Below are 19,394 nucleotides of genomic sequence, written 5' to 3' on the forward strand. Positions count from 1 at the left end.
TGTTTCTTCTTCCGTATTTTTTTCTCTTCCCCTCACTTCCCTCCCTCCTTTTGTTTTTCCTAGGGTACCCACCCCCCCCCCCCCCCCCCCCCCCAGACCCCCCCCCCCCCCCCCCCCCCCCCCCCAGAGCCGTATCCAGGTCTTTTAGGGAACCCTAAGTTTGGGTAGGGTTAGGTAAGCCTCACCGAATAGGGGATGGCTTGCTCGACCATTCCGCTCAGGGAGGTGAACCGCGTGTACGTCTGCTCTTGCTTCGGGATCACCGACAAGCAGGTCAAGGACCACGCGGCCGCCGGGGCCTGCACCCCCCGCCAGATCGCCTCGGCCACCAAGGCCGGAACCGACTGCGGCTCCTGCGTGCGGACCATCCAGGGCCTCCTCGGCCGCGGGGCCTGCCCGCGCCGGGAACTGCTGGAGAAGGGCAATGCGGCGGCCGTTCTCGCCGCCGACCCCCTGACCGCGGAGCCGGAGCCGGCTCTCGTCGAGGCGGCCTAGTCCGTCGGTCGCCCGGCCCGGCGGTCCGCCCCGGTCTAGCTGGGCTGCTCGATCAGCTGTGCGATGTAGAGCGCCTCGCCGATGCTCTCGATGAGCTCCAGCTGGGTGTCCAGGTAGTCGATGTGGTGCTCCTCGTCCGCCAGGATCTCCTCGAACAGCCGCGCCGAGGTGACGTCGCCCTTGCCGCGCATGACCTCGATGCCGCGCTTGAGGCGGTCGATGGCCTCGACCTCGACCTGCCGGTCCGCCTGGAACATCTCGGTGAGGGTCTGCCCGACCCGCACGTGGAAGAGGCGCTGGTAGTTCGGCAGACCGTCGAGCATCAGGATGCGCTCGGTGATCTTGTCCGCGTGCTTCATCTCATCGATGGACTCTTCACGCGTGTACTTGGCGAGCTTGGTCCAGCCCTTGTTGTCCTGGATCCGGTAGTGGAGCCAGTACTGGTTGATGGCCGTGAGCTCGCCGGTCAGCTGCTCGTTGAGAAACTCAAGGACCTCGGGGTCGCCCTGCATTGCAGAGGCTCCTTCCAGGCAATGTCAGCTATGTGACGGGGCAGGTGCGCGCATCCTTGCACCGCCGCAAGGGGTCGTCCAGTAAGTGCCTCCTTAGTGGGAGTTACCGTGACTTGCCCGAATCGGGCCGAACCTGGTCATGACCACCCCGGCAAGTCTGTCACCATGGAGTCATGGGTCAGCCGGAAAGCCGGGAATCTCCGGGGTCAGAGCAACTGGAGCTCCCTCCCGGGCAGCGGTTGCAGCGGGGCTGGCCGGTCACCCATTACGGGCCCGTGCCCAAGTTCAAGCCGGACCGCTGGGAGTTCCGCGTATTCGGCGCGACGGCTGACGGCGAGAAGCGCTGCTGGAACCACGAGGAGTTCACGGCCCTGCCGTTCGACTCGGTCGTGGCGGACCTGCACTGCGTGACGAAGTTCAGCATGACGGGTGCCGAGTGGGGCGGTGTGCTCACCCGCCGGATCCTCGAACTCGCGCCCCCCGCCCCGCAGGCCACCCATGTGATGGTGTGGGCCGAGTACGGCTTCAGCTCCAACATGCGGCTGGCCGACTTCGCTTCCGAGCGGGCCCTGTTCGCCACCCACCAGGGCGGTGAACTGCTCACCGCCGAGCACGGTTTCCCGTTGCGGCTCGTGGTCCCGCACCTGTACGCCTGGAAGGGCCCCAAGTGGGTGCGCGGCATCGAGTACATGACCGCCGACCGGCGGGGCTTCTGGGAGGAGCGGGGCTACCACAACATCGGCGACCCCTGGCGCGAGCAGCGCTACTCGTACCAGGAGGAGCCGGGGGACGGCCCCGAACTCTGAGCCCGCCCCGGGTTCAGTGGTGGTACTGGTGGACGACCGCGTGGCCCTTGCCGCGGCCGATCATCCACTTGTTGACCGGCGTCGTCACCACGAACGCGAACGCGAGCGACAGGGCGAGCACGATCCAGAACAGCGGCTCCGAGAGGTGCGCGTCCATCGCACCCGGCCATGTGGCGATCACGCCGTTGTCGACCAGTTCCATGACGGCGATCGAAAGGGTGTCCGCCGCGAGCGCCACCCGGACGGCCGTACGGAAGTCCACTCCGGCCGCCAGGATCCCGCGCAGGGTGAGCGCGTAGCCGAAGAAGAACGCCAGGACGATCGCCAGGACCATCGTCGGCAGGTTCCCCCAGCCCAGTGCGGTGCCGATGACCATCCCGAGCACCTCGCCGATGGCGCATCCCGTGAGGCAGTGGAGGGTGGCCCGCGCGGCCATGGCCCAGCTGACCTTGCCGGCGCCCGTGTGGTGCCCGTGTCCGTGCTCGTGTCCGTGCTCGTGCCCGTGCTGGTGTGCGTGTTCGTGCGTGTGCTCGTGCTCCATGACGACCCCCAGATGGGAATGGCGTACGGCGGCTCTGCCGATATGACAGAACCGTATACCCCCCAGGGGTATTCCTCAACGGGTCACCCGAGCTCGCGCAGCTCCTTCAGCAGGGCGATGTCCGCCGCGTGGCCCTCCTTGCCGCCCGGCGTTTCGATGATCAGCGGCACGCCTTCCATCGCGGGGTGCGTGAACAGCTCGGCGAAGGCGTCGCGCCCGATGTGGCCCTGGCCGATGTTCGCGTGCCGGTCCTTGTGGGCGCCCACGCCCTCCTTGGAGTCGTTCGCGTGCACCAGCTTCAGCCGGCCCTCGCCCACCGTCCCCACCAGCAGGTCCAGCGTCTGCTTCGCCCCGCCCGGCTCCGCCAGGTCGTGCCCCGCCGCGAAGATGTGGCAGGTGTCCAGGCAGATCCCGAGCTTCGGATGGTGGTCGAGCGCCTCGAAGTACGGGCCGAACTCCTCGGCCGTCGAGCACAGCGAGGAACCCTGCCCGGCCGTGGACTCCAGCAGCAGGAACGGGTCGTCCTCGTGCGTCAGCTCGTCCAGCAGCGGCAGCATGTACTCCCTGACCTGCGCGTACGCCGCCTCGCGCGGCCGGCCGCCGGTCGCCGAGCCTGTGTGCACGACCACCCCGAGCGCGCCGATCTCCCGGCCGCGGCGCAGCGAGTGCCGCAGCGACTCCACCGACTTCTCCACCGTGGCCTCGGTGTGCGAGCCGAAGTTGATCAGGTACGGCGCGTGCACGTACGCCGGTACGGACCCGGCCGCACACTGCTCGCGGAACAGCTCGTCCTGCGCGGGATTGCCGACCGGGGTGGCCCAGCCGCGCGGATTGGCGACGAAGACCTGGACGGCCTCGGCACCCATCTCGCGGGCGTAGGTCATCCCGACCGAAGCGAGCCCGCCCGCGACGGGAATGTGCCCGCCCACCGGATTGCGTATCACGTGCGCTTACAGCCCCTTGGTCCTGATGGTGATCGTGCCGCCCTCGGGGGCGTTCTGGCCGCCCGGCACCGACTGGGAGTCCACGGTGTTGCTGAAGGACAGGAAGGGCCGGTCCACCTTCACCTTGAAGCCCGCCGCCTCCAGCGTCTTGCGGGCGGTGTCCACGTCCTGGCCGGTCACGTCCGGCACCGGCAGCTGGCGCGGGCCCTTGGACACGGTGAGCGTCACCGTGTCACCGGCGGCGGCCTGGGTGCCGGCGCCGACCGACTGACCCGCGACCGTGCCCGCCGGCGAGGGGGAGTTGACCTGGTCGGGAGCCGTCTCCACCTTCAGCCCGAGGCTCTCCAGGGCCGCCCGGGCCTGGTCCACGCCCTTGCCGGACACGTTCGGGACCGGCACCGGTCGGCCCTTGCTCACCACCAGCGCGACCGCCGTGTCGGGGGCCCGCTTCTGGCCGCCCGCCGGGTCGGAGCTGATCACCGAGCCCTGGGCCACCTCCTGGCTGAAGGCCTGCGTGACGATCCCCGGCGCCAGGCCGGCGGACGTCAGCTCGGCCTTGGCCGCCTCCAGCGGCTTGCCCTTGAGGTCGGGCACCGGGATGACCTGGGGGCCGCGGGAGACGGTCAGGACCACCGCCCCGTTGCCGCGGATGCGCTTGCCGCCCGGGGGATCGGTGTTCATCACCGTCCCGCGGTCGAAGGCGTCGCTGAACTTCCGGTCGACCCGCTTCACGCCGAGGCCCGAGGCGGCCAGCTGGGCCTTGGCCTGCGCCTCGGTCTTGCCGAGCAGGTTGGGGACCTGGGTGAACTGGCCGACGCTGATGTACCAGACGCCCGTACCGAGCCCCAGGGCCAGCAGGACGCCCGCGATGACCAGCAGCGTGCCGCGGCGGGGCCCCCGCCGCCTGCTCGGAGCCGGAGCCGGCGCCGGGGGCGGGACCGGCGGCACCGCCAGCCGTGAGGTGTGGTTCACGGACTGCTGCCGGTCCGCCACCGGGCGCGGGATCACGCTCGTGCGGTCCTCGGCGGCGGTCCGCTCCTCGGCCCGCGCCTGCGGCGGTACGGCGTCCAGCTCGGCGTCGCTGAGCTGCGCGCGGGCCTCGATGGCCAGGCCGAGGAGGGCGGCGGCGTCGTACGGGCGCAGCTCGGGGTTGCGGGCGGTCGCGGTCAGGGCGAGCTGGTCGAGGCAGACGGGCAGCCCGGGGACGGCGGCCGACGGGGGCGGGACGTCCTCGTTGAGGTGCTGGAAGAGCACCTGGGCGGGGGAGTCGCCGGAGTGCGGCTTGGTGCCGGTGAGCATCTCGTACAGGACGACACCGCAGGCGTAGACGTCCACGCGGGTGTCGGTGACGCCGTTCTCGATCTGCTCGGGCGCGAGGTAGGAGACGGTGCCGAGGACGGAACCGGTGGTGTTGGTGACCGAGTCGACGGACCGGACCAGCCCGAAGTCGGCGACCTTGACCCGGCCGTCGTCGCCGATCAGGACGTTCTCGGGCTTCATGTCCCGGTGCACGAACCCGGCCCGGTGCGCGGCGCCGAGCGCCGCGAGGACGGGTTCGAGGATGTCGAGGGCGGCCCGCGGCTGGAGCGCGCCGCGCTCGCGGAGCACGTCGCGCAGGGTGCAGCCGGAGACGTACTCCATGGCGAGGTACGTGTACGGGCCGTCGGTGCCCTGGTCGAAGACGGCCACCACGTTGGGGTGGGCGAGGCGGGCGACGGACTTGGCCTCGCGGATGAAGCGGTCGACGAAGGCGGCGTCGGCGGCGAGCGCCGGGTGCATGACCTTCAGCGCGAGGACGCGGTCCAGGCGGGTGTCGACGGCCCGGTAGACCGTGGCCATGCCGCCGGCCGCGATGCGGGCGTCGACGCGGTAGCGGCCGTCGAGAACGCGCCCGACGAGGGGGTCTTCCAGGGTCGTATCCACCCGGCCGATTCTACGAGCGCGGCATGACCGCCCGGACCGGGTGGTCCACCCTTGCAGCGCACCTGTGACTTCTCCGTCGCGACGGGCAGCTCGCGGGGCCCGGCGGCGGCCCCGGGCCGGGGGCGCGGTCGCCCGAAATCAGCCCGGAGCCGCCGCGGGGTCAGAACGCCGGGCGTTCCGGGTCCAGGGCGGCGCGGCCCTCCGTCGGGGAGGAGGGGTCCGCGAAGCGGCGCTGGGGGATGCGGCCCGCCCGGAAGGCCAGCCGCCCCGCCGAGACGGCGTCCCGCATGGCCGCCGCCATCAGCGCGGGGGACTGGGCCCGGGTGACGGCCGAGGCCAGCATGACCCCGGCGCACCCCAGCTCCATGGCCAGGGCGGCGTCCGAGGCCGTACCGGCGCCCGCGTCCAGGATCACCGGGACCCCGGCCCGCTCCACGATCAGCTCGAAGTTGTGGGGGTTGCGGATCCCCATCCCCGACCCGATCGGAGAGCCCAGCGGCATGATCGCCGCGCAGCCCACGTCCTCCAGCTTCCGCGCCAGCACGGGATCGTCGTTCGTGTACGGCAGCACCGTGAAGCCCTCGTCGACCAGGACCTCCGCCGCGTCCAGCAGCTCGACCCCGTCCGGCAGGAGGGTCCGCTCGTCCGCGACGACCTCCAGTTTGACCCAGTCCGTACCCAGGGCCTCCCGCGCCAGCCGCGCCGTGAGCACGGCCTCGCCCGCCGTGAAGCAGCCCGCGGTGTTCGGCAGGACCGCGATGTCCAGCTTCGAGAGCACGGACAGGACCGAGCCCTGGACCGTCGGATCCAGCCGGCGCATCGCCACCGTGGTGAGTTCGGTGCCGGACGCGATCAGGGCCCGTTCCAGGACGTCCAGGCTCGGGGCCCCGCCCGTACCCATGATCAGGCGGGAGGAGAAGGACCGGCCGCCCAGCAGGAAGGTGTCGTCGCCCATGCCGCTCAACCCCCCTGGACCGCGGTGAGGATCTCGACCCGGTCGCCGTCGCCCACCGGCGTGGCGGGCCACTGGCCGCGCGGGACCACGGCCTCGTTGAGCGCGGCCGCGACCCCGGACGGGGCGGTGGTCAGCGCGGCGACCACCGTGTCGAGCGTGGTGCCGGCGGCGACCTCGCGCAGCTCGCCGTTGACCGAGACGGAGAGGGTCATGCGTAGGACTCCTGACGGGTGGGGGCGAAACGGCGCGGGGTGAAGGGGCGTGCGATCTCCGGCAGTTCGCCGGTGGTCAGCAGCTCCGTCATGACGTCCCCGGTCAGCGGGGTCAGCAGCACCCCGTTGCGGTAGTGCCCGGTGGCGAGGTGGAGGCCCGGCAGGTCGGTCGGACCGAGCAGCGGCGCGTTGTCCGGTGAGCCCGGCCGCAGTCCCGCCCGGGTCTCGGTGAGCGGGAGCTCGGTGATGCCGGGCACCAGCTCGTGGGCGTCGCGCAGGAGTTCGTAGACCCCGCCGGCGGTGACGGTGGTGTCCCAGCCGAGTTCCTCGCTGGTGGCGCCGACGACCAGTTCGCCGTTCTCGCGCGGGACCAGGTAGATGTGGCTGCCGCGCACGACGGCCCGTACCGTCCGGGACAGGAACGGCGCGTACGCGGGAGGCACGGTCAGGCGCAGCACCTGCCCCTTCACCGGCCGTACGGGGGGCACGGCCTGCGCCGGTACGCCTGCCAGCCGGCCGCTGAGCGAGCCCGCGGCCAGCACCACCTGGTCGGCGAGCAGCTCCGTACCGCCGTCGAGCCGCGCACCGCCGGCCCGGTCGGCGGTGACGAGCAGCCGCTCGGCGCCCGCCCGGTGGATGTCCACCCCGGCCCGCTCGCAGGCGGCCAGCAGCGCCGCCGCCAGCCGGCGGGGGTCGACCTGGTGGTCGCCGTCCACGCGCAGGCCGCCGCGGACACCCGGGGCGAGCATCGGCTCCAGGCGGCGGCACTCGCGCCCGGTCAGCCACTGCGACTCCAGGCCGCAGCGGCGCTGCAGGGCGTGCAGCTCGCGCAGGTGGAGGCGGTCGTCGGCGTCGAGGGCCACGGCGAGGGTGCCGCAGGCCCGGTACCCGATGTCCAGCCCGCCGCTCGCGTCGGCGAGTTCGGCGGCGAACTCCGGATAGCGCGCGGCGGAGGCGAGGTTCAGCCCGAGCAGGGTCTCCTCGCCGTAGTGCAGCTCGGTGACGGCGGCGAGCATGCCCGCCGCGACCTGGGCGGCGCCCCCGCCGGGCGCCGGATCGGCGAGAGCGGTGCGCAGCCCCGTACGGGCCGCACGCCAGGCGGTGACCAGGCCGATGATCCCGCCCCCGATGACGAGGACGTCGTATCCCGGTTTTCCGCTTCTTCGGTATGCGTGCATGGGCGTCCAGCCCCTCCCTTCGCCGGCATGACCCGGATCAGGTTCGTACGGTCGGAGGCCGGCCAGCCTCCCTCTCAGCCCGGTGCGCCCGGACTCCCGCGATAGGTACGGTGGCCAGACTAACCCCGCCGCGGAAGCCGGGTAAGGCTGCCTCCCCGTCTCGCCCCCTACCCCCTAACCTGGGCGGCGTGAGCGAGCAGACGGAAGAGACTGACAGCGGCGTCGTCATAGTGGGCGCCGGAATGGCCGGGGTGCAGACGGCGGTCGCCCTCCGGGAACAGGGCTACACCGGCCCCGTCACGCTGCTGGGCGCCGAACCCCACCAGCCCTACGACCGCCCCCCGCTCTCCAAGGCGGTGCTGCTCGGCAAGGCCGAGGACTCGGCGTTCGACATCGACTTCGAGGCGCTCGGCATCGAGCTCCGGCTGGGGACGACGGTCACCGGGCTGCGGGCCGCCGAGCGGCTGCTCGACACCGAGGCGGGCCCGGTCCCGTACGGGGTGCTCGTGCTGGCGACGGGCGCCGAACCGGTGACCCTCCCGGGGGCGGAGGGCGTCCCCGGGGTGCACCTGCTGCGCACCCTGGACGACGCGGCCCGGCTGAAGCCCGTACTGGCCTCGGCCCCGGCGGTCGTGGTCGTCGGGGCGGGCTGGATCGGTGCCGAGTTCACCACGGCCGCGCGCGAGGCGGGCTGCGCCGTGACGGTGGTCGAGGCGGCGGACCGGGTCCTCGCGGGGGCGCTGCCCGCGGAGGTCGCGGCCCCGATGGCGCGCTGGTACGGGGAGGCCGGGGCCGAGCTCCTCACCGGCGCGAAGGTGGCCGCGGTCGAGGCCGGCCGGGTGCTCCTCGCGGACGGCCGCGAGCTGCCGGCCGGCGCGGTGGTCGTGGGCATCGGCGCTCGCCCGGCGACGGCGTGGCTGGCCGGGTCGGGGATCGAGCGGGGCGCGGACGGCTCGGTGACGGCGGACGCCCACCTGCGCACCTCCCTGCCGGGGGTGTACGCGGTCGGCGACTGCGCGTCGTTCCCGTCGGGCCGGTACGGGGCCCGGCTGCTCGTGCACCACTGGGACAACGCGCTCCAGGGCCCCCGGGCCGTCGCCGCGAACATCCTGGCGGGCGAGCCCGTACGGGTCTACGACCCGGTGCCGTACTTCTGGTCGGAGCAGTTCGGGAGGTTCGTGCAGTACGCCGGCCACCACGGCGGAGCCGAGGCCATGCTGTGGCGCGGCGACCCGGCGGAGCCGACCTGGTCGGTGTGCTGGCTACGGGACGGGGCGCTGGTGGCGGTCCTGTCGGTGGGCCGCCCGCGCGACCTGGCCCAGGGACGCAAGCTCATCGAGTCGGGGGCCGCGGTCGACCCGGCCAAGGTCGCCGACCCGGCCACGCCCCTCAAGGCCGCCACGGCGGCGTAGCGGCCCCCGGGAGGGGGCCGCGGGGACCCGGACGGGGCGGCTCGGGTACCGGGGGCGAGTCCGAGATGGCAGGCTTGTGCCCGTGACCGAGATTGACGCAAAGATCGACGCCCTTGTCCCCGCCTGGCTGTACCTCCCCGACATCGCGGAGATGCTCGACATCGAAGTGACCCGGGTCCGCCAGCTGGTCAAGGAAGGTCAGCTGCTCGCCGTGCGCCGCGGCGAGAACCGCTCCCTCCAGGTACCCGCCCCGTTCATCGACGGCGACAAGATCGTCAAGGGCCTGGTCGGCCTGCTGACCGTGCTCCGGGACGACGGCTTCTCCGACACGGAGATCCTGGAGTGGATGTTCACCGCCGACCCGACCCTGCCCGGCACCCCCGCCCAGGCGCTGAGCGAGAATCGCGGCACGGAGGTGAAGCGCCGCGCTCAGGCGCTCGCCCTCTGAGCGCTTGAGCTGAGACACGATCCATCCGCGGTGTACGGGCGGGGGGCGGTACGCGCCGCCCGCCCCGTACACCGCGTACCGCTTACCACCCGGGGGTACCCATGTCCGCCAATGCCCAGCTGTCCGACGCCCGGCTCTATCTGTGCACGGACGCACGCAAGCGGCAGGGCGACCTCCCCCGGTTCCTGGACGCGGTGCTCGCCGGAGGCGTGGACATCATCCAGCTCCGGGACAAGGGCATGGAGGCCGGCGAGGAGCTGGAGCACCTCCAGGTCTTCGCGGACGCGGCCCGCCGGCACGGCAAGCTGCTCGCGGTCAACGACCGCGCCGACGTCGCGCACGCCATCGACTCCGACGTGCTGCACCTGGGCCAGGGCGACATCCCCGTGCCCGCCGCCCGCGCCATCCTCGGCGCGGACGTGCTGATCGGCAGGTCCTGCCACGCGGAGTCCGAGGTCGACGCCGCCGTCGCCGAGCCGGGCGTGGACTACTTCTGCACCGGCCCCTGCTGGCCGACCCCCACCAAGCCCGGCCGGTACGCTCCCGGCCTCGACCTCGTCCGGTACACCGCCTCGCTCGCGCAGGACCGGCCCTGGTTCGCCATCGGCGGGATCGACGGTACGAATCTGGACGAGGTCCTCGACGCCGGCGCCACCCGCGTCGTCGTCGTCCGCGCCATCACCGAGGCCGCCGACCCGGGCGCGGCCGCGGCCGACCTGGCCAAGCGGGTCCGGGAGCGCGTCAGCGGCTGAACTTCCGGGGCGTGTCCAAAAACGTGTCCAAGGGATGGACTGGGCTTCGGTGTCCGCCGGGCCGCGTCTAACCTGCCCGTATGGCCCTTGGTACCGCTTCCACCTGGTCGGATCGTGCACACACGGTCCGCGACCTCCTCGCGTCCGGGCGCTCGTACTCCTTCGAGTTCTGGGCCCCCAAGACGGAGAAGGGCGAACGCAACCTCTGGAACGCCCTGCGCCGGGTCGAGGCGGTATCCCCCAGCTTCGTCTCCGTGACCTACGGAGCCGGCGGCTCCACCCGCGGCGGCACGGTCAAGGCCACCCAGGAGATCGCCTCCGACACCACCCTGACCCCGGTCGCGCACCTCACCGCCGTGGACCACTCGGTCGCCGAGTTGCGCAACGTGATCGGACAGTTCGCCGACGCGGGCATCCGGAACATGCTCGTCGTGCGCGGAGACCCGCCGGGCGACCCGATGGGCGAGTGGGTGGCGCACCCCGAGGGCGTCCACTACGCCGCCGACCTGGTCCGACTGGTCAAGGAGTCCGGCGACTTCTGTGTCGGCGTCGCGGCCTTCCCCGAGATGCACCCGCGCTCCGAGGACTGGGACACGGACATCCGGCACTTCGTGGACAAGTGCCGTGCGGGCGCCGACTACGCGATCACCCAGATGTTCTTCGATCCGGAGAATTATCTGCGGCTGCGCGACAGCGTCGAGAAGGCGGGCTGCGAGACCCCGATCATCCCCGAGGTCATGCCTGTTGTGGCCGTCAAGCAGCTCGACCGGCTTCCGCAACTCAGCAACGCAGTCTTCCCCGCGGCCGTGAAAGAGCGCATGCTCGCCGTCAAGGACGATCCGGCCGCTGTACGCTCCATTGGCATCGAGTTCGCCACGGAGTTCTGCGCGCGGCTGCTGTCCGAGGGTGTCCCGGGGCTGCACTTCATCACGCTGAACAATTCCACGGCGACTCTCGAGATCTACGAGAATCTGGGTCTGCACCAGCGGGCCTGATCGGCCGGCCCCCGTCTCCCGGGCGGTCGTCCGTACCGAGAGGGGCCATGCATGGGAATGACGGTCCTCTACATCGCGTTCGGTTTCGTCGCGTTGTGGCTGCTTGCCGAGGTCCTGATGCAGTACAAGGCCCGGCTGCGCTGGCGCCTGCTCGCCTTCGCCGGCTTCCTCGGCGTGGTCGCGGGCGTGGTGCTGCCGTCCGTACTCGTCATCGCCGCGGGAGCGGCCGCGTTCGCCGTGGGCCAGACCCTGGTGACGCTCTCCTTCCGCAAGGGCTTCGTGGCCGGCTGGGCCGTGCGCCGCGGCGGCGTGCCCGTCGTGCAGCCGCCGCCGACCCGTCGGCGCCGGGCCGCGGGCGGTACGCGCCAGGAGCCCGCGCTCCAGGTCACCGCGCTGGAGTACGAGCCCGAGGCCGGGCCGGAGCAGGAGTACGGCCCGCAGGGCGACTCCGCGGCCGTCGGGGCTCCCGCGGCCGAACGGCACGCCGCGGACGACCCGTCCGCCGGTGCCGGGGAGTTCTACAGCCCGCAGCCGCTGCCCGAGGACACCGGGTCGTACGGGATCCAGAGCTTCGCCCCGCAGTACAACGCGGCCGAGCAGGACTCCCACCAGTACGCCGCGTACTACGACCCCCAGGCCCAGGGCGGCTCCGGCGGGTACGACTACGGCGCCGGCTACCAGGCGGGCGGCGAACAGCAGGTCTACGCCGCCTACTCGGACCCGTACATCGGCACCGGCGGCGGCGTCGCCCCGCAGCAGCCGTACGACTACGCCCCCTACGCCGAGTACACCCCCGACCCGTACGCGGCCGCGCAGCAACAGCAGTACTCCATGGACACCCCGCCCGGCGGGGTCTGGGTCCCGCAGCAGCGCAACACCGACGAGTACGGCCGGCCCTACCCCGAGCAGGAGCAGGGACAGCAGCCGCAGCAGGGGTACCCGTACACCGGCGGGTACGAGCAGTACCGCTACTGAGAGCCGCGGAACTCCGCGCCCTCCACGATCAGCCCGGACACCAGGGCCCCCGTCATCCCGGAGTGCGCCAGCCCGCCGCCGGGGTGCGCCCAGCCGCCCGCGAGGTACAGGCCGGGCAGGGCCGCGGAGTTGGCCGGGTACAGGCCCCGGCCGCCGGCCCCCGCGAGGGCCGGCGGGGGCACCGAGCCGCCCAGTGCGCCCGTCGCGGCCTCGACGTCGGCGGGGGTGTGCACCTCGTGCCACAGCAGCCGCTCCCGCAGCCCCGGTACGGCCCGCTCGGCGAGTGCCAGCAGCTCCTCGGCCCCGGGAGCCCCGGCAGCGCCCGCCGGGGCGCAGACGGCGCTCACGGTGACCGCCTCGTGGTCGGCGTCGGGCCTGGTGGCCGGGTCGTCGGGGCGCAGCACGGTGGCCGGCCCGCCGGGGGAGTGGACCAGGGTCCGGTGCACCGCGTCCGAGGGGCGGGCGCCGCGCAGGGCGAGGAACAGCGTGAGACGGCTCGGCGTGTCCGCCCCGCGGGCCGGGACACCGCCGGGCGCCGGCTCCACGCCCAGCCGCCGGGGGTCCACGCCGCAGACCACGAAGTCCGCCTCGGACTCGGTGCCGTCGGCGAGCAGCAGCCCGGCCGCGCGGCCACCGCGCACGAGGACCTCCCGTACCTCCCCGTCCGCGCCGAAGGCGAAGGCCACCTTCCGCTCCAGGCACCGCTCGTACACGGCGGTGGCCAGCGCGCGCAGCCCGCCGCGCACGTACCAGCTGCCGAAGGTCTGCTCCATGTACGGCAGCACGGCCGCCGCCGCCGGCGCGGTCGCCGGATCGACCCCGTACGCGTGGACGCGGGCGGTCAGCAGCTGCGCGAGGCCGTCGCCGCCCAGCTCGCGCGCGGCCACCTCGGCCAGCGTCGGCGGGCGCCGGCGCAGCAGGCCGCTCCCCCGCAGCGCGGGGTACGGGTCGCGGCCCAGCACCTGCCAGTCGCGGCGCAGCGGCTCCTCCAGCAGGGGGCGGCGGGTGGCGTCCCAGGCGTCCCGGGCGCGGCCCAGCACCGCGCTCCAGCGCTCCCCGGCACCCGGCCCGAAGGCCTGGTCGAGGACGGCGGCGGCGCCGCCGCGCGAGGCGTTGGGGAGGGTGACCTCGCGGCCGTCTGCGAGGACGTGCCGGACGGCGGGGTCCACCTGGACCAGGTCGACGCAGTCCTCCAGCGGCCGCTTGCCGGTCTTGACGAACAGGTCGCGGTAGACGGCGGGCAGGTGCAGCAGCCCGGGGCCGGTGTCGAAGGCGAAGCCGTCGCGCTCGAAGCGGCCGACGGCGCCCCCGTACGTCGTCCCGCGCTCGTACACCGTCACCCGGTGCCCTGCCACGGCCAGCCGGGCCGCCGACGCCATCGCGCCCATCCCGGCGCCGATCACCGCAATTCGTGCCATGCGGCTGAGCCTATCGAGGGAGGCGGGCGGGCTCAGCGGGGTGGTGCCCCGGTGGCCTCGCGCACCTCGGCGGACAGGCGCTTCTCCTCGCGGCGCTGCGCCCGGCGGCGCAGGAAGCGGCGGATCCGGGTCCAGAGGTAGATCAGCAGGGCCAGGCCGACGGCGAGCAGCACGGCCGCGATGATCGCGGCGGCCTGGGGGTTGAACATGGCGAAGGTGACGATCCCGCCCACGCCGAGGTCCTCGGCGGTGCTCATCGCGATGTTGCTGAAGGGCTCGGGGGAGGTGTTGATCGCCATGCGGGTGCCGGCCTTGACGAAATGGCTGGCCAGGGCGGTGGAGCCGCCGACGGCGCCGGCGGCGATGTCGGAGAGCGACCCGCTCTGCCCGGCCAGCAGCGCGCCGACGACGGCTCCGGCCACCGGGCGGATCACGGTGTGGACGCTGTCCCAGACCGAGTCCACGTAGGGGATCTTGTCGGCCACCGACTCGCAGAGGAACAGCACGCCCGCGACGATCAGCACGTCGGTGCGTTGCAGCGAGGCCGGGACCTCGTCGGTCAGACCGGTCGCGCCGAAGATGCCGAGCAGCAGGACCACGGCGTAGGCGTTGATCCCGCTGGCCCAGCCGCTGGTGAAGACCAGGGGGAGCACACTCACCGGCTCATCATGACGGAGAACGGGTGATCCGGCAGGCGGAAGACGGAAAGGTGAGGGGACGGCCGCCGTCCGGCGACCGTCCCCTCACCTGTGTTCCGAGCGGGGCCTACTGCCCCTGTTCGTCGCGGCGGCGCTGCCACCGCTCCTCGATGCGGGTCATCATCGACCGACGCTGCCGGTCGTGCCCGTGGGCCGAACCGCCTGCAATGCCGGAGGTGGGCTGCTCGCCGGGCTTGGGAGCCTTGCGCCAACCGGTGACCACGAGAACCGTACAGCCCAGCATGACGAGGAAACCCACCACGCTGATCCAGAGCACGTTCGGGATGATCACACCGGTCATGAGGAGCGCGATACCCACCACGATGCCAGCGACTGCCTGGTAGACCCGTCGCCGGGTGTACGTGCGCAGTCCGCTTCCCTCAAGCGCTGTCGCGAACTTGGGATCTTCGGCGTACAGCGCTCGCTCCATCTGCTCGAGCATTCGCTGCTCGTGCTCCGAGAGCGGCACGGGAGTCCTCCTCATCCGTCGGTCGCGGGGGGTAGCGACCAGGGGTCCCCTTCAGGATAGGCGGGGAATCGCCCCCGTGATACCCGCCCTCTACGCCACTTTCTTCAATCGCTGCGCGAAACCGTACCGCCGTGCGAGCGGTCACTGGGGCGTTATTCCCCAATGGTCCGCCCGGCATGCCGGTCACTGCCCCCGATCATACGGGGCCGATCGATGGTTCGGAGGGTGTGTGGCCCAACCCCGTCCAGGAAGCCCCGCAGATCAGGCGGGCTTCTCGCCCAGTACGTGCAGTTGTGTGGCGACCGCGTGGAAGGCGGGCAGCTCGGCGGCGGCCTCCTCCAGGCGGAGCAAGGCCTCGACCGCGCCCGGCTCGGTGTCCACCAGGACTCCGGGGACCAGGTCGGCGAAGATCCGCACGCCGTGCACCGCGCCGACCGCGAGGCCCGCTCCGCCGACGAGCTCGCCGAGCTGCTCGGCGGTGAAGCGGCGGGGCATGGGATCGCCACTGCCCCAGCGGCCGGCCGGGTCGGTGAGCGCCGTACGGGCTTCGGCGAAGTGCCCGGCCAGCGCGCGGGCCAGCACGGCCCCGCCGAGCCCGGCGCCGAGCAGGCTGAGGACGCCGCCGGGGCGCAGGGCCGCCACGGCGTTGGCCACGCCCTCGGCCGGGTCGTCCACGTACTCCAGGACGCCGTGGCACAGCACCACGTCGTACGACTCGCGGTCGACGACATCGAGCAGGCCCTGGGCGTCGCCCTGCACGCCGCGCACGAGGTCGGCCACGCCGGCCTCGGAGACCCGGCGCTCCAGTCCGAACAGCGCGTTCGGGCTGGGGTCGACCACGGTGACCCGGTGGCCCAGGCGGGCCACCGGCACGGCGAAGTTGCCGGTGCCGCCGCCCGTGTCGAGCACGTCCAGCACGTCCCGCCCGGTCGCCTTCATCCGGCGGTCGAGGGCCTCCCTGAGGACCTCCCACACCACGGCGGTGCGGAGGGAGGCACGGGGGCGGGAAGTGTCCGACACGGCTGTTGGCTCCTCGGCGGGTTCTGGGTGAGCGGTCTTCACCCCACCCTATTGCCTCGGGACATGCGGCAGGGTCTGCGGCTGACCTTGAGCGGCCGGCGCGTGGAGTTCCAGCATCCGCTCCACCAGGCGCAGGAACATCGAGACGGCCCGCACCAGATCGTCCGCGTCCCGGCCGGTCGCCGCGTCCGCTATGCCGGCCTCGGCCCGGGCCCGACGGGCCGCGCCCGAGGCGAAGAGCGCGCTCCACTCGGTCAGTTCGGGCGCTATCTCCGGGAGCACCTCCCACGCGCTGCGGATCCGGGGCCGCCGCCGCGGGTTCACCGGCTCGGGCCGCCCGCGCGCGGCGAGCACGGCCGCGGCGGTGCGCAGGGCGGCGAGGTGGGCGGTGGCGTACCGCTCGTTGGGCCGGGTCAGCCTGGCGGCTTCGGCCAGGCCGCTGCGGGCCTTGGCGAGCAGATCGAGGGCGGCCGGAGGGGCCGCCGACTTCCGCGGGACGGGGTGGACAGGGGACGGGGACGGTGTGGCCATGACGAACCTCCTGTCGATGCGCGCTGAGCGCTGCTGCGTGGTGCGGTGTTGGCGCCTTGCCGTGGGTGTCAGTACGTGTGCCCATCGTGACGTGCCCCACTGACAATCCCGTTGACCTGCGGTTTTCGGACATCTCACCCCCTGTCTGCCCGTCAACTTCCTCCCTGAGCGCACCGGATGTCCCTCGGGATGCTAGTTTTTGAACTGACCGGTCAGTTCAAAAAGAAGGGGGACGGCGTGGACAGCCCGCACGGCGCGTCCGTGAAAGCCGAGGACTTCGGACTCAAGGGCCCGCGCGGCTGGGTCTTCCGGGGCATCGGGATCGACGCGGCGCCCGGCTCGCTCATCGCGGTCGAAGGCGCCTCCGGCAGCGGCCGGACCTGCCTCCTCCTCGCCCTCACCGGCCGGATGAAGCCCACCGAGGGCCGCGCCGAGATCGGCCGCCACGCGCTGCCGAAGAAGATGGCCGCCGTCCGCCGGATCTCCGCACTCGGCCCGGTCCCCGGGGTCAACGACCTCGACCAGGCCCTCACCGTCGCCGAGCAGTTGCGCGAGGGCGCACTGCTCCAGCGCCGCTACGACGGCCCGCTGCGCGCCCTGCTGGGCCGGCGCACCGAGCGCCGCGCCTCCGCCGCGGCCCGCATCGACGCCGCGCTGGCCGCCGTCGGACTGGACCTGGCCACCCTGCCCAAGGGCCCGCGCACCTCCGTACGGGACCTGGAGCGCCTGGAGTCCGTACGGCTGTCGCTGGCCATCGCCCTGCTGGGGTCGCCGCGTCTGCTGGCCGTGGACGACCTCGACCTCAAGCTGTCGGACGCCGAGCGCACCGAAGCCTGGGCCCTGCTCCGCTCCATCGCCGCCCGCGGGACCACCGTCCTCGCGGTGTGCAGCGAGGCTCCCGAGGGAGTGACGGTCCTGCGGACGACTGACGCGGCCACGGACACTGACGCACCCGAAGAATCCGAAGAATCCGACGAAGACACGAAGGGGGCGGACGATGCGCTCGCCGAAGCTGGCCGCGCTTGAGCTGAAGCGGTTCGGGCGGGGGAAGCTGCCCCGGGCCGCTCTCGTCGCGCTGCTCCTGCTGCCGCTGCTCTACGGGGCGCTGTACCTGTGGTCCTTCTGGGACCCGTACAGCCGCCTCGACAAGGTCCCCGTCGCCCTCGTCAACGCCGACCAGGGCGCCACCGTGGACGGCAAGCAGATCGACGCCGGCGACGAGATCACCCGCAAGCTCCACGACAGCAAGACCTTCGACTGGCGCGAGGTGAGCGCCGAGGAGGCCGCGAAGGGGCTGGAGGACGGGACGTACTACCTGTCCCTCACCATGCCCGCCGACTTCAGCTCGAAGATCGCCTCCAGCTCCGGTGCGGACCCCGCCACCGGAGCCCTCCAGGTGCGCACCAACGACGCGAACAACTACATCGTCGGCTCGATCTCGCGCACCGTCTTCTCCGAGGTCCGCTCGGCGGCGTCCACCAACGCCTCCCGCGGCTTCCTCGACAAGATCTTCGTCTCGTTCTCCGACCTGCACGACAAGACTTCCGAGGCCGCCGACGGCGCCGACAAGCTCAAGGACGGCGCGGGCGAGGCCCAGCAGGGCGCCCAGGCCCTCGCCGACGGCCTCGACACGGCCCAGGAGAAGAACGGCGAGCTCACCGGCGGGCTCCGCAAGCTCAACTCCGCCGCCGGACAGCTGGAGAACGGCACGCGGGACGTCGCCAACGGCACCCAGGTCGTCGCCGACGTGGTCAACCGCGCCGCCACCAAGGCCAAGCCCCTCGTCGAGAACCCCAAGCAGCTCGCCGACAGCGCCGAGCTGGTGGCCGACACCGCCAAGGTCGTGAACAACCACCTCGACACCTTCGCCAGGAAGGCCCCGGCCGCGGCCCGGGTCAGCAAGCAGGCCGCGGCCCTGGCCGACGACGTCTACACCCGCACCTGCGTCACCCCCGCCACCAAGCCGCTTCCCGCGACGTGCCCCGACCAGAAGAGGCTCAAGGACATCGCCGCCGAGGCCGCCGAGCTCTCCGGCGACGTCGATGCCCTGGTCAAGGACTCGGGCGGCGACCTGGCCAAGCTCAAGGAGCAGCTCAGCGACCTGGAGAAGGACGCGCGCAAGCTCGCCGCCATGGCCCCCGGCCTCTCCGGCGACCTCCAGTCGGCCGTCACCCAGGCCAACGCCCTCAACACCGGTGCCCACAAGGTCGCCACCGGCATGGTCAAGCTGCACGCCGGGATCGGCTCCGCCTCCTCCGGCTCCGCCGCCCTCGGCGACGGCGTCGGCAAGCTCGGCGACGGCGCGCACCGCCTCGACGGCGGCATGTACAAGCTCGTCGACGGCAACCGCGACCTCGCCGACGGCCTGCACGAGGGCGCCGGCAAGATCCCGGACTACGACCAGCAGCAGCGCGAAGCCCGCACCCAGGTGATGGCCGACCCGGTCCAGCTCGCCAACCAGTCCCTGCACAAGGCGCCCAACTACGGCACCGGCTTCGCCCCGTACTTCATCCCGCTCTCCCTCTGGGTCGGCGCGATGGTTGCCTACATGCTGATCGCCCCGATGAACCGGCGGGCCCTGGCCGCGGGCGCCTCGCCCTGGCGGATCGCCTTCGCCGGCTGGCTGCCCGTGGCGGGACTCGGCGCACTCCAGGTGGGCGCGCTGATGTCCGTACTGCACTGGGGCCTCGGCCTGGAGCCCGCCCGGCCGGCCCTCACCGTCGGGTTCCTGATGCTGGTCACCGGCTGCTTCGCGGCCATCGTCCAGTGGCTCAACGCCAAGTTCGGCGCCGCCGGGCGGATCCTGGTCCTCGCCGTCCTGATGCTCCAGCTGACCTCGGCGGGCGGGACGTACCCCGTCGAGACCAGCCCCGGTTTCTTCAACGCCATCCACCCGTACCTGCCGATGTCGTACATCGTGGAGAGCCTGCGCCGCCTGATCACCGGCGGCGACCTCACCCCGGTCTGGCAGGGCTGCGCCGTCCTGACCGCCTTCACGGTGGGCGCCCTGGCGCTCACCGCGCTGGCCGCCCGCGGCAAGCAGGTGTGGACCATGGACCGGCTGCACCCGGATCTGAGCCTGTAGAGAGCTGTTGACCTGTGAGAATCAG

21 protein-coding genes and 1 riboswitch are annotated in these 19,394 nt (G+C 72.6%); of the genes, 9 read left to right on the forward strand and 12 right to left on the reverse strand.

Going from position 1 to position 19,394, the window contains the following annotated elements:
• Positions 1-234: 234 nt before the first annotated feature.
• Positions 235-495, forward strand: a complete 261-nt coding sequence (locus ACZ7GJ_RS17940) for a (2Fe-2S)-binding protein (protein ID WP_365917328.1) — start codon at positions 235-237, stop codon at positions 493-495.
• Between the two features lie 35 nt (positions 496-530).
• Here ACZ7GJ_RS17940 and bfr read toward each other — a convergent pair whose 3' ends face one another.
• Complete coding sequence (gene bfr, locus ACZ7GJ_RS17945; protein WP_470752731.1) at positions 531-1,007, reverse strand: bacterioferritin; 477 nt, start codon at positions 1,005-1,007, stop codon at positions 531-533.
• A gap of 173 nt (positions 1,008-1,180) precedes the next feature.
• Between bfr and ACZ7GJ_RS17950 the strand changes: the two genes are divergently transcribed.
• The gene (locus tag ACZ7GJ_RS17950; protein ID WP_470752732.1) at positions 1,181-1,813 is read left to right on the forward strand and encodes a sulfite oxidase-like oxidoreductase; all 633 of its coding nucleotides are present in this window, start codon (positions 1,181-1,183) and stop codon (positions 1,811-1,813) included.
• Between the two features lie 13 nt (positions 1,814-1,826).
• Here the strand turns inward: ACZ7GJ_RS17950 and ACZ7GJ_RS17955 are convergent, their stop codons facing one another.
• From ACZ7GJ_RS17955 to thiO, 6 genes are all read right to left on the reverse strand, one after another.
• Positions 1,827-2,354 carry a DUF4396 domain-containing protein gene (locus tag ACZ7GJ_RS17955; RefSeq protein WP_470752734.1) on the reverse strand — a complete coding sequence of 176 codons (528 nt, stop codon included), beginning with the start codon at positions 2,352-2,354 and terminating at the stop codon, positions 1,827-1,829.
• An 83-nt stretch (positions 2,355-2,437) separates the two neighbouring features.
• Entirely contained in the window at positions 2,438-3,238 is an 801-nt protein-coding gene (locus ACZ7GJ_RS17960) for a deoxyribonuclease IV (protein WP_470752829.1), read from the reverse strand.
• A gap of 66 nt (positions 3,239-3,304) precedes the next feature.
• A complete protein-coding gene (gene pknB, locus ACZ7GJ_RS17965; RefSeq protein WP_470752736.1) occupies positions 3,305-5,221 on the reverse strand; it encodes a Stk1 family PASTA domain-containing Ser/Thr kinase in 1,917 nt (638 codons plus the stop codon).
• Positions 5,222-5,381: 160 nt separating this feature from the next.
• A complete protein-coding gene (locus tag ACZ7GJ_RS17970; protein ID WP_470752737.1) occupies positions 5,382-6,176 on the reverse strand; it encodes a thiazole synthase in 795 nt (264 codons plus the stop codon).
• Between the two features lie 5 nt (positions 6,177-6,181).
• A complete protein-coding gene (gene thiS, locus ACZ7GJ_RS17975; RefSeq protein WP_470752738.1) occupies positions 6,182-6,388 on the reverse strand; it encodes a sulfur carrier protein ThiS in 207 nt (68 codons plus the stop codon).
• A complete protein-coding gene (gene thiO, locus ACZ7GJ_RS17980) occupies positions 6,385-7,566 on the reverse strand; it encodes a glycine oxidase ThiO (protein ID WP_470752740.1) in 1,182 nt (393 codons plus the stop codon). Before thiO ends, thiS begins: the two co-directional genes overlap by 4 nt.
• A riboswitch (TPP riboswitch) is annotated at positions 7,564-7,676 on the reverse strand. Its footprint overlaps the gene before it by 3 nt.
• Before the next feature lie 78 nt (positions 7,677-7,754).
• On the opposite strand from thiO, the gene ACZ7GJ_RS17985 reads away from it, so the two are divergent.
• The 5 genes from ACZ7GJ_RS17985 (at position 7,755) to ACZ7GJ_RS18005 (ending at position 12,148) form a co-directional block, all read left to right on the forward strand.
• Positions 7,755-8,978: an NAD(P)/FAD-dependent oxidoreductase gene (locus ACZ7GJ_RS17985; protein ID WP_470752741.1), complete on the forward strand. Its 1,224-nt coding sequence runs from the start codon at positions 7,755-7,757 to the stop codon at positions 8,976-8,978.
• Positions 8,979-9,060: 82 nt separating this feature from the next.
• Entirely contained in the window at positions 9,061-9,426 is a 366-nt protein-coding gene (locus tag ACZ7GJ_RS17990) for an Rv2175c family DNA-binding protein (RefSeq protein WP_470752743.1), read from the forward strand.
• Positions 9,427-9,527: 101 nt separating this feature from the next.
• Positions 9,528-10,178 carry a thiamine phosphate synthase gene (gene thiE, locus ACZ7GJ_RS17995; protein WP_470752745.1) on the forward strand — a complete coding sequence of 217 codons (651 nt, stop codon included), beginning with the start codon at positions 9,528-9,530 and terminating at the stop codon, positions 10,176-10,178.
• A gap of 80 nt (positions 10,179-10,258) precedes the next feature.
• Complete coding sequence (metF, locus tag ACZ7GJ_RS18000; protein ID WP_470752746.1) at positions 10,259-11,173, forward strand: methylenetetrahydrofolate reductase [NAD(P)H]; 915 nt, start codon at positions 10,259-10,261, stop codon at positions 11,171-11,173.
• 51 nt (positions 11,174-11,224) lie between these two features.
• Positions 11,225-12,148, forward strand: coding sequence for a hypothetical protein (locus ACZ7GJ_RS18005; RefSeq protein WP_470752749.1), 924 nt, complete (start codon positions 11,225-11,227; stop codon positions 12,146-12,148).
• Here the strand turns inward: ACZ7GJ_RS18005 and ACZ7GJ_RS18010 are convergent.
• From ACZ7GJ_RS18010 to ACZ7GJ_RS18030, 5 genes are all read right to left on the reverse strand, one after another.
• On the reverse strand, positions 12,142-13,566 hold the full coding sequence (locus ACZ7GJ_RS18010; RefSeq protein WP_470752751.1) for a phytoene desaturase family protein: 1,425 nt from the start codon (positions 13,564-13,566) through the stop codon (positions 12,142-12,144). The genes ACZ7GJ_RS18005 and ACZ7GJ_RS18010 overlap by 7 nt on opposite strands.
• A gap of 32 nt (positions 13,567-13,598) precedes the next feature.
• Positions 13,599-14,225 carry a DUF4126 domain-containing protein gene (locus ACZ7GJ_RS18015; RefSeq protein ID WP_470752752.1) on the reverse strand — a complete coding sequence of 209 codons (627 nt, stop codon included), beginning with the start codon at positions 14,223-14,225 and terminating at the stop codon, positions 13,599-13,601.
• 106 nt (positions 14,226-14,331) lie between these two features.
• On the reverse strand, positions 14,332-14,733 hold the full coding sequence (locus ACZ7GJ_RS18020; RefSeq protein ID WP_470752753.1) for a DUF3040 domain-containing protein: 402 nt from the start codon (positions 14,731-14,733) through the stop codon (positions 14,332-14,334).
• A 261-nt stretch (positions 14,734-14,994) separates the two neighbouring features.
• Positions 14,995-15,753, reverse strand: coding sequence for a class I SAM-dependent methyltransferase (locus tag ACZ7GJ_RS18025; protein ID WP_470752754.1), 759 nt, complete (start codon positions 15,751-15,753; stop codon positions 14,995-14,997).
• A 48-nt stretch (positions 15,754-15,801) separates the two neighbouring features.
• Positions 15,802-16,284 carry an SAV_6107 family HEPN domain-containing protein gene (locus ACZ7GJ_RS18030; protein WP_470752755.1) on the reverse strand — a complete coding sequence of 161 codons (483 nt, stop codon included), beginning with the start codon at positions 16,282-16,284 and terminating at the stop codon, positions 15,802-15,804.
• A 237-nt stretch (positions 16,285-16,521) separates the two neighbouring features.
• Here ACZ7GJ_RS18030 and ACZ7GJ_RS18035 point away from each other — a divergent pair, with 237 nt between their 5' ends.
• Both ACZ7GJ_RS18035 and ACZ7GJ_RS18040 read left to right on the forward strand, forming a co-directional pair.
• Positions 16,522-17,310, forward strand: coding sequence for an ATP-binding cassette domain-containing protein (locus ACZ7GJ_RS18035; RefSeq protein WP_470752756.1), 789 nt, complete (start codon positions 16,522-16,524; stop codon positions 17,308-17,310).
• Entirely contained in the window at positions 17,282-19,369 is a 2,088-nt protein-coding gene (locus tag ACZ7GJ_RS18040; protein WP_470752758.1) for a YhgE/Pip family protein, read from the forward strand. Before ACZ7GJ_RS18035 ends, ACZ7GJ_RS18040 begins: the two co-directional genes overlap by 29 nt.
• Positions 19,370-19,394 lie beyond the last annotated feature (25 nt).

The organism is Streptomyces sp. NPDC037242, from assembly GCF_055604165.1.

Coding starts and splice junctions, on each gene's coding strand:
- bfr (WP_470752731.1), bottom strand. CDS start 1,007: ATGCAGGGCGACCCCGAGGTCCTTGAGTTTCTCAACGAGCAGCTGACC.
- ACZ7GJ_RS17950 (WP_470752732.1), top strand. CDS start 1,181: ATGGGTCAGCCGGAAAGCCGGGAATCTCCGGGGTCAGAGCAACTGGAG.
- ACZ7GJ_RS17955 (WP_470752734.1), bottom strand. CDS start 2,354: ATGGAGCACGAGCACACGCACGAACACGCACACCAGCACGGGCACGAG.
- ACZ7GJ_RS17960 (WP_470752829.1), bottom strand. CDS start 3,238: ATGACCTACGCCCGCGAGATGGGTGCCGAGGCCGTCCAGGTCTTCGTC.
- ACZ7GJ_RS17970 (WP_470752737.1), bottom strand. CDS start 6,176: ATGGGCGACGACACCTTCCTGCTGGGCGGCCGGTCCTTCTCCTCCCGC.
- thiS (WP_470752738.1), bottom strand. CDS start 6,388: ATGACCCTCTCCGTCTCGGTCAACGGCGAGCTGCGCGAGGTCGCCGCC.
- thiO (WP_470752740.1), bottom strand. CDS start 7,566: ATGCACGCATACCGAAGAAGCGGAAAACCGGGATACGACGTCCTCGTC.
- thiE (WP_470752745.1), top strand. CDS start 9,528: ATGTCCGCCAATGCCCAGCTGTCCGACGCCCGGCTCTATCTGTGCACG.
- metF (WP_470752746.1), top strand. CDS start 10,259: ATGGCCCTTGGTACCGCTTCCACCTGGTCGGATCGTGCACACACGGTC.
- ACZ7GJ_RS18005 (WP_470752749.1), top strand. CDS start 11,225: ATGGGAATGACGGTCCTCTACATCGCGTTCGGTTTCGTCGCGTTGTGG.
- ACZ7GJ_RS18010 (WP_470752751.1), bottom strand. CDS start 13,566: ATGGCACGAATTGCGGTGATCGGCGCCGGGATGGGCGCGATGGCGTCG.
- ACZ7GJ_RS18030 (WP_470752755.1), bottom strand. CDS start 16,284: ATGGCCACACCGTCCCCGTCCCCTGTCCACCCCGTCCCGCGGAAGTCG.
- ACZ7GJ_RS18040 (WP_470752758.1), top strand. CDS start 17,282: ATGCGCTCGCCGAAGCTGGCCGCGCTTGAGCTGAAGCGGTTCGGGCGG.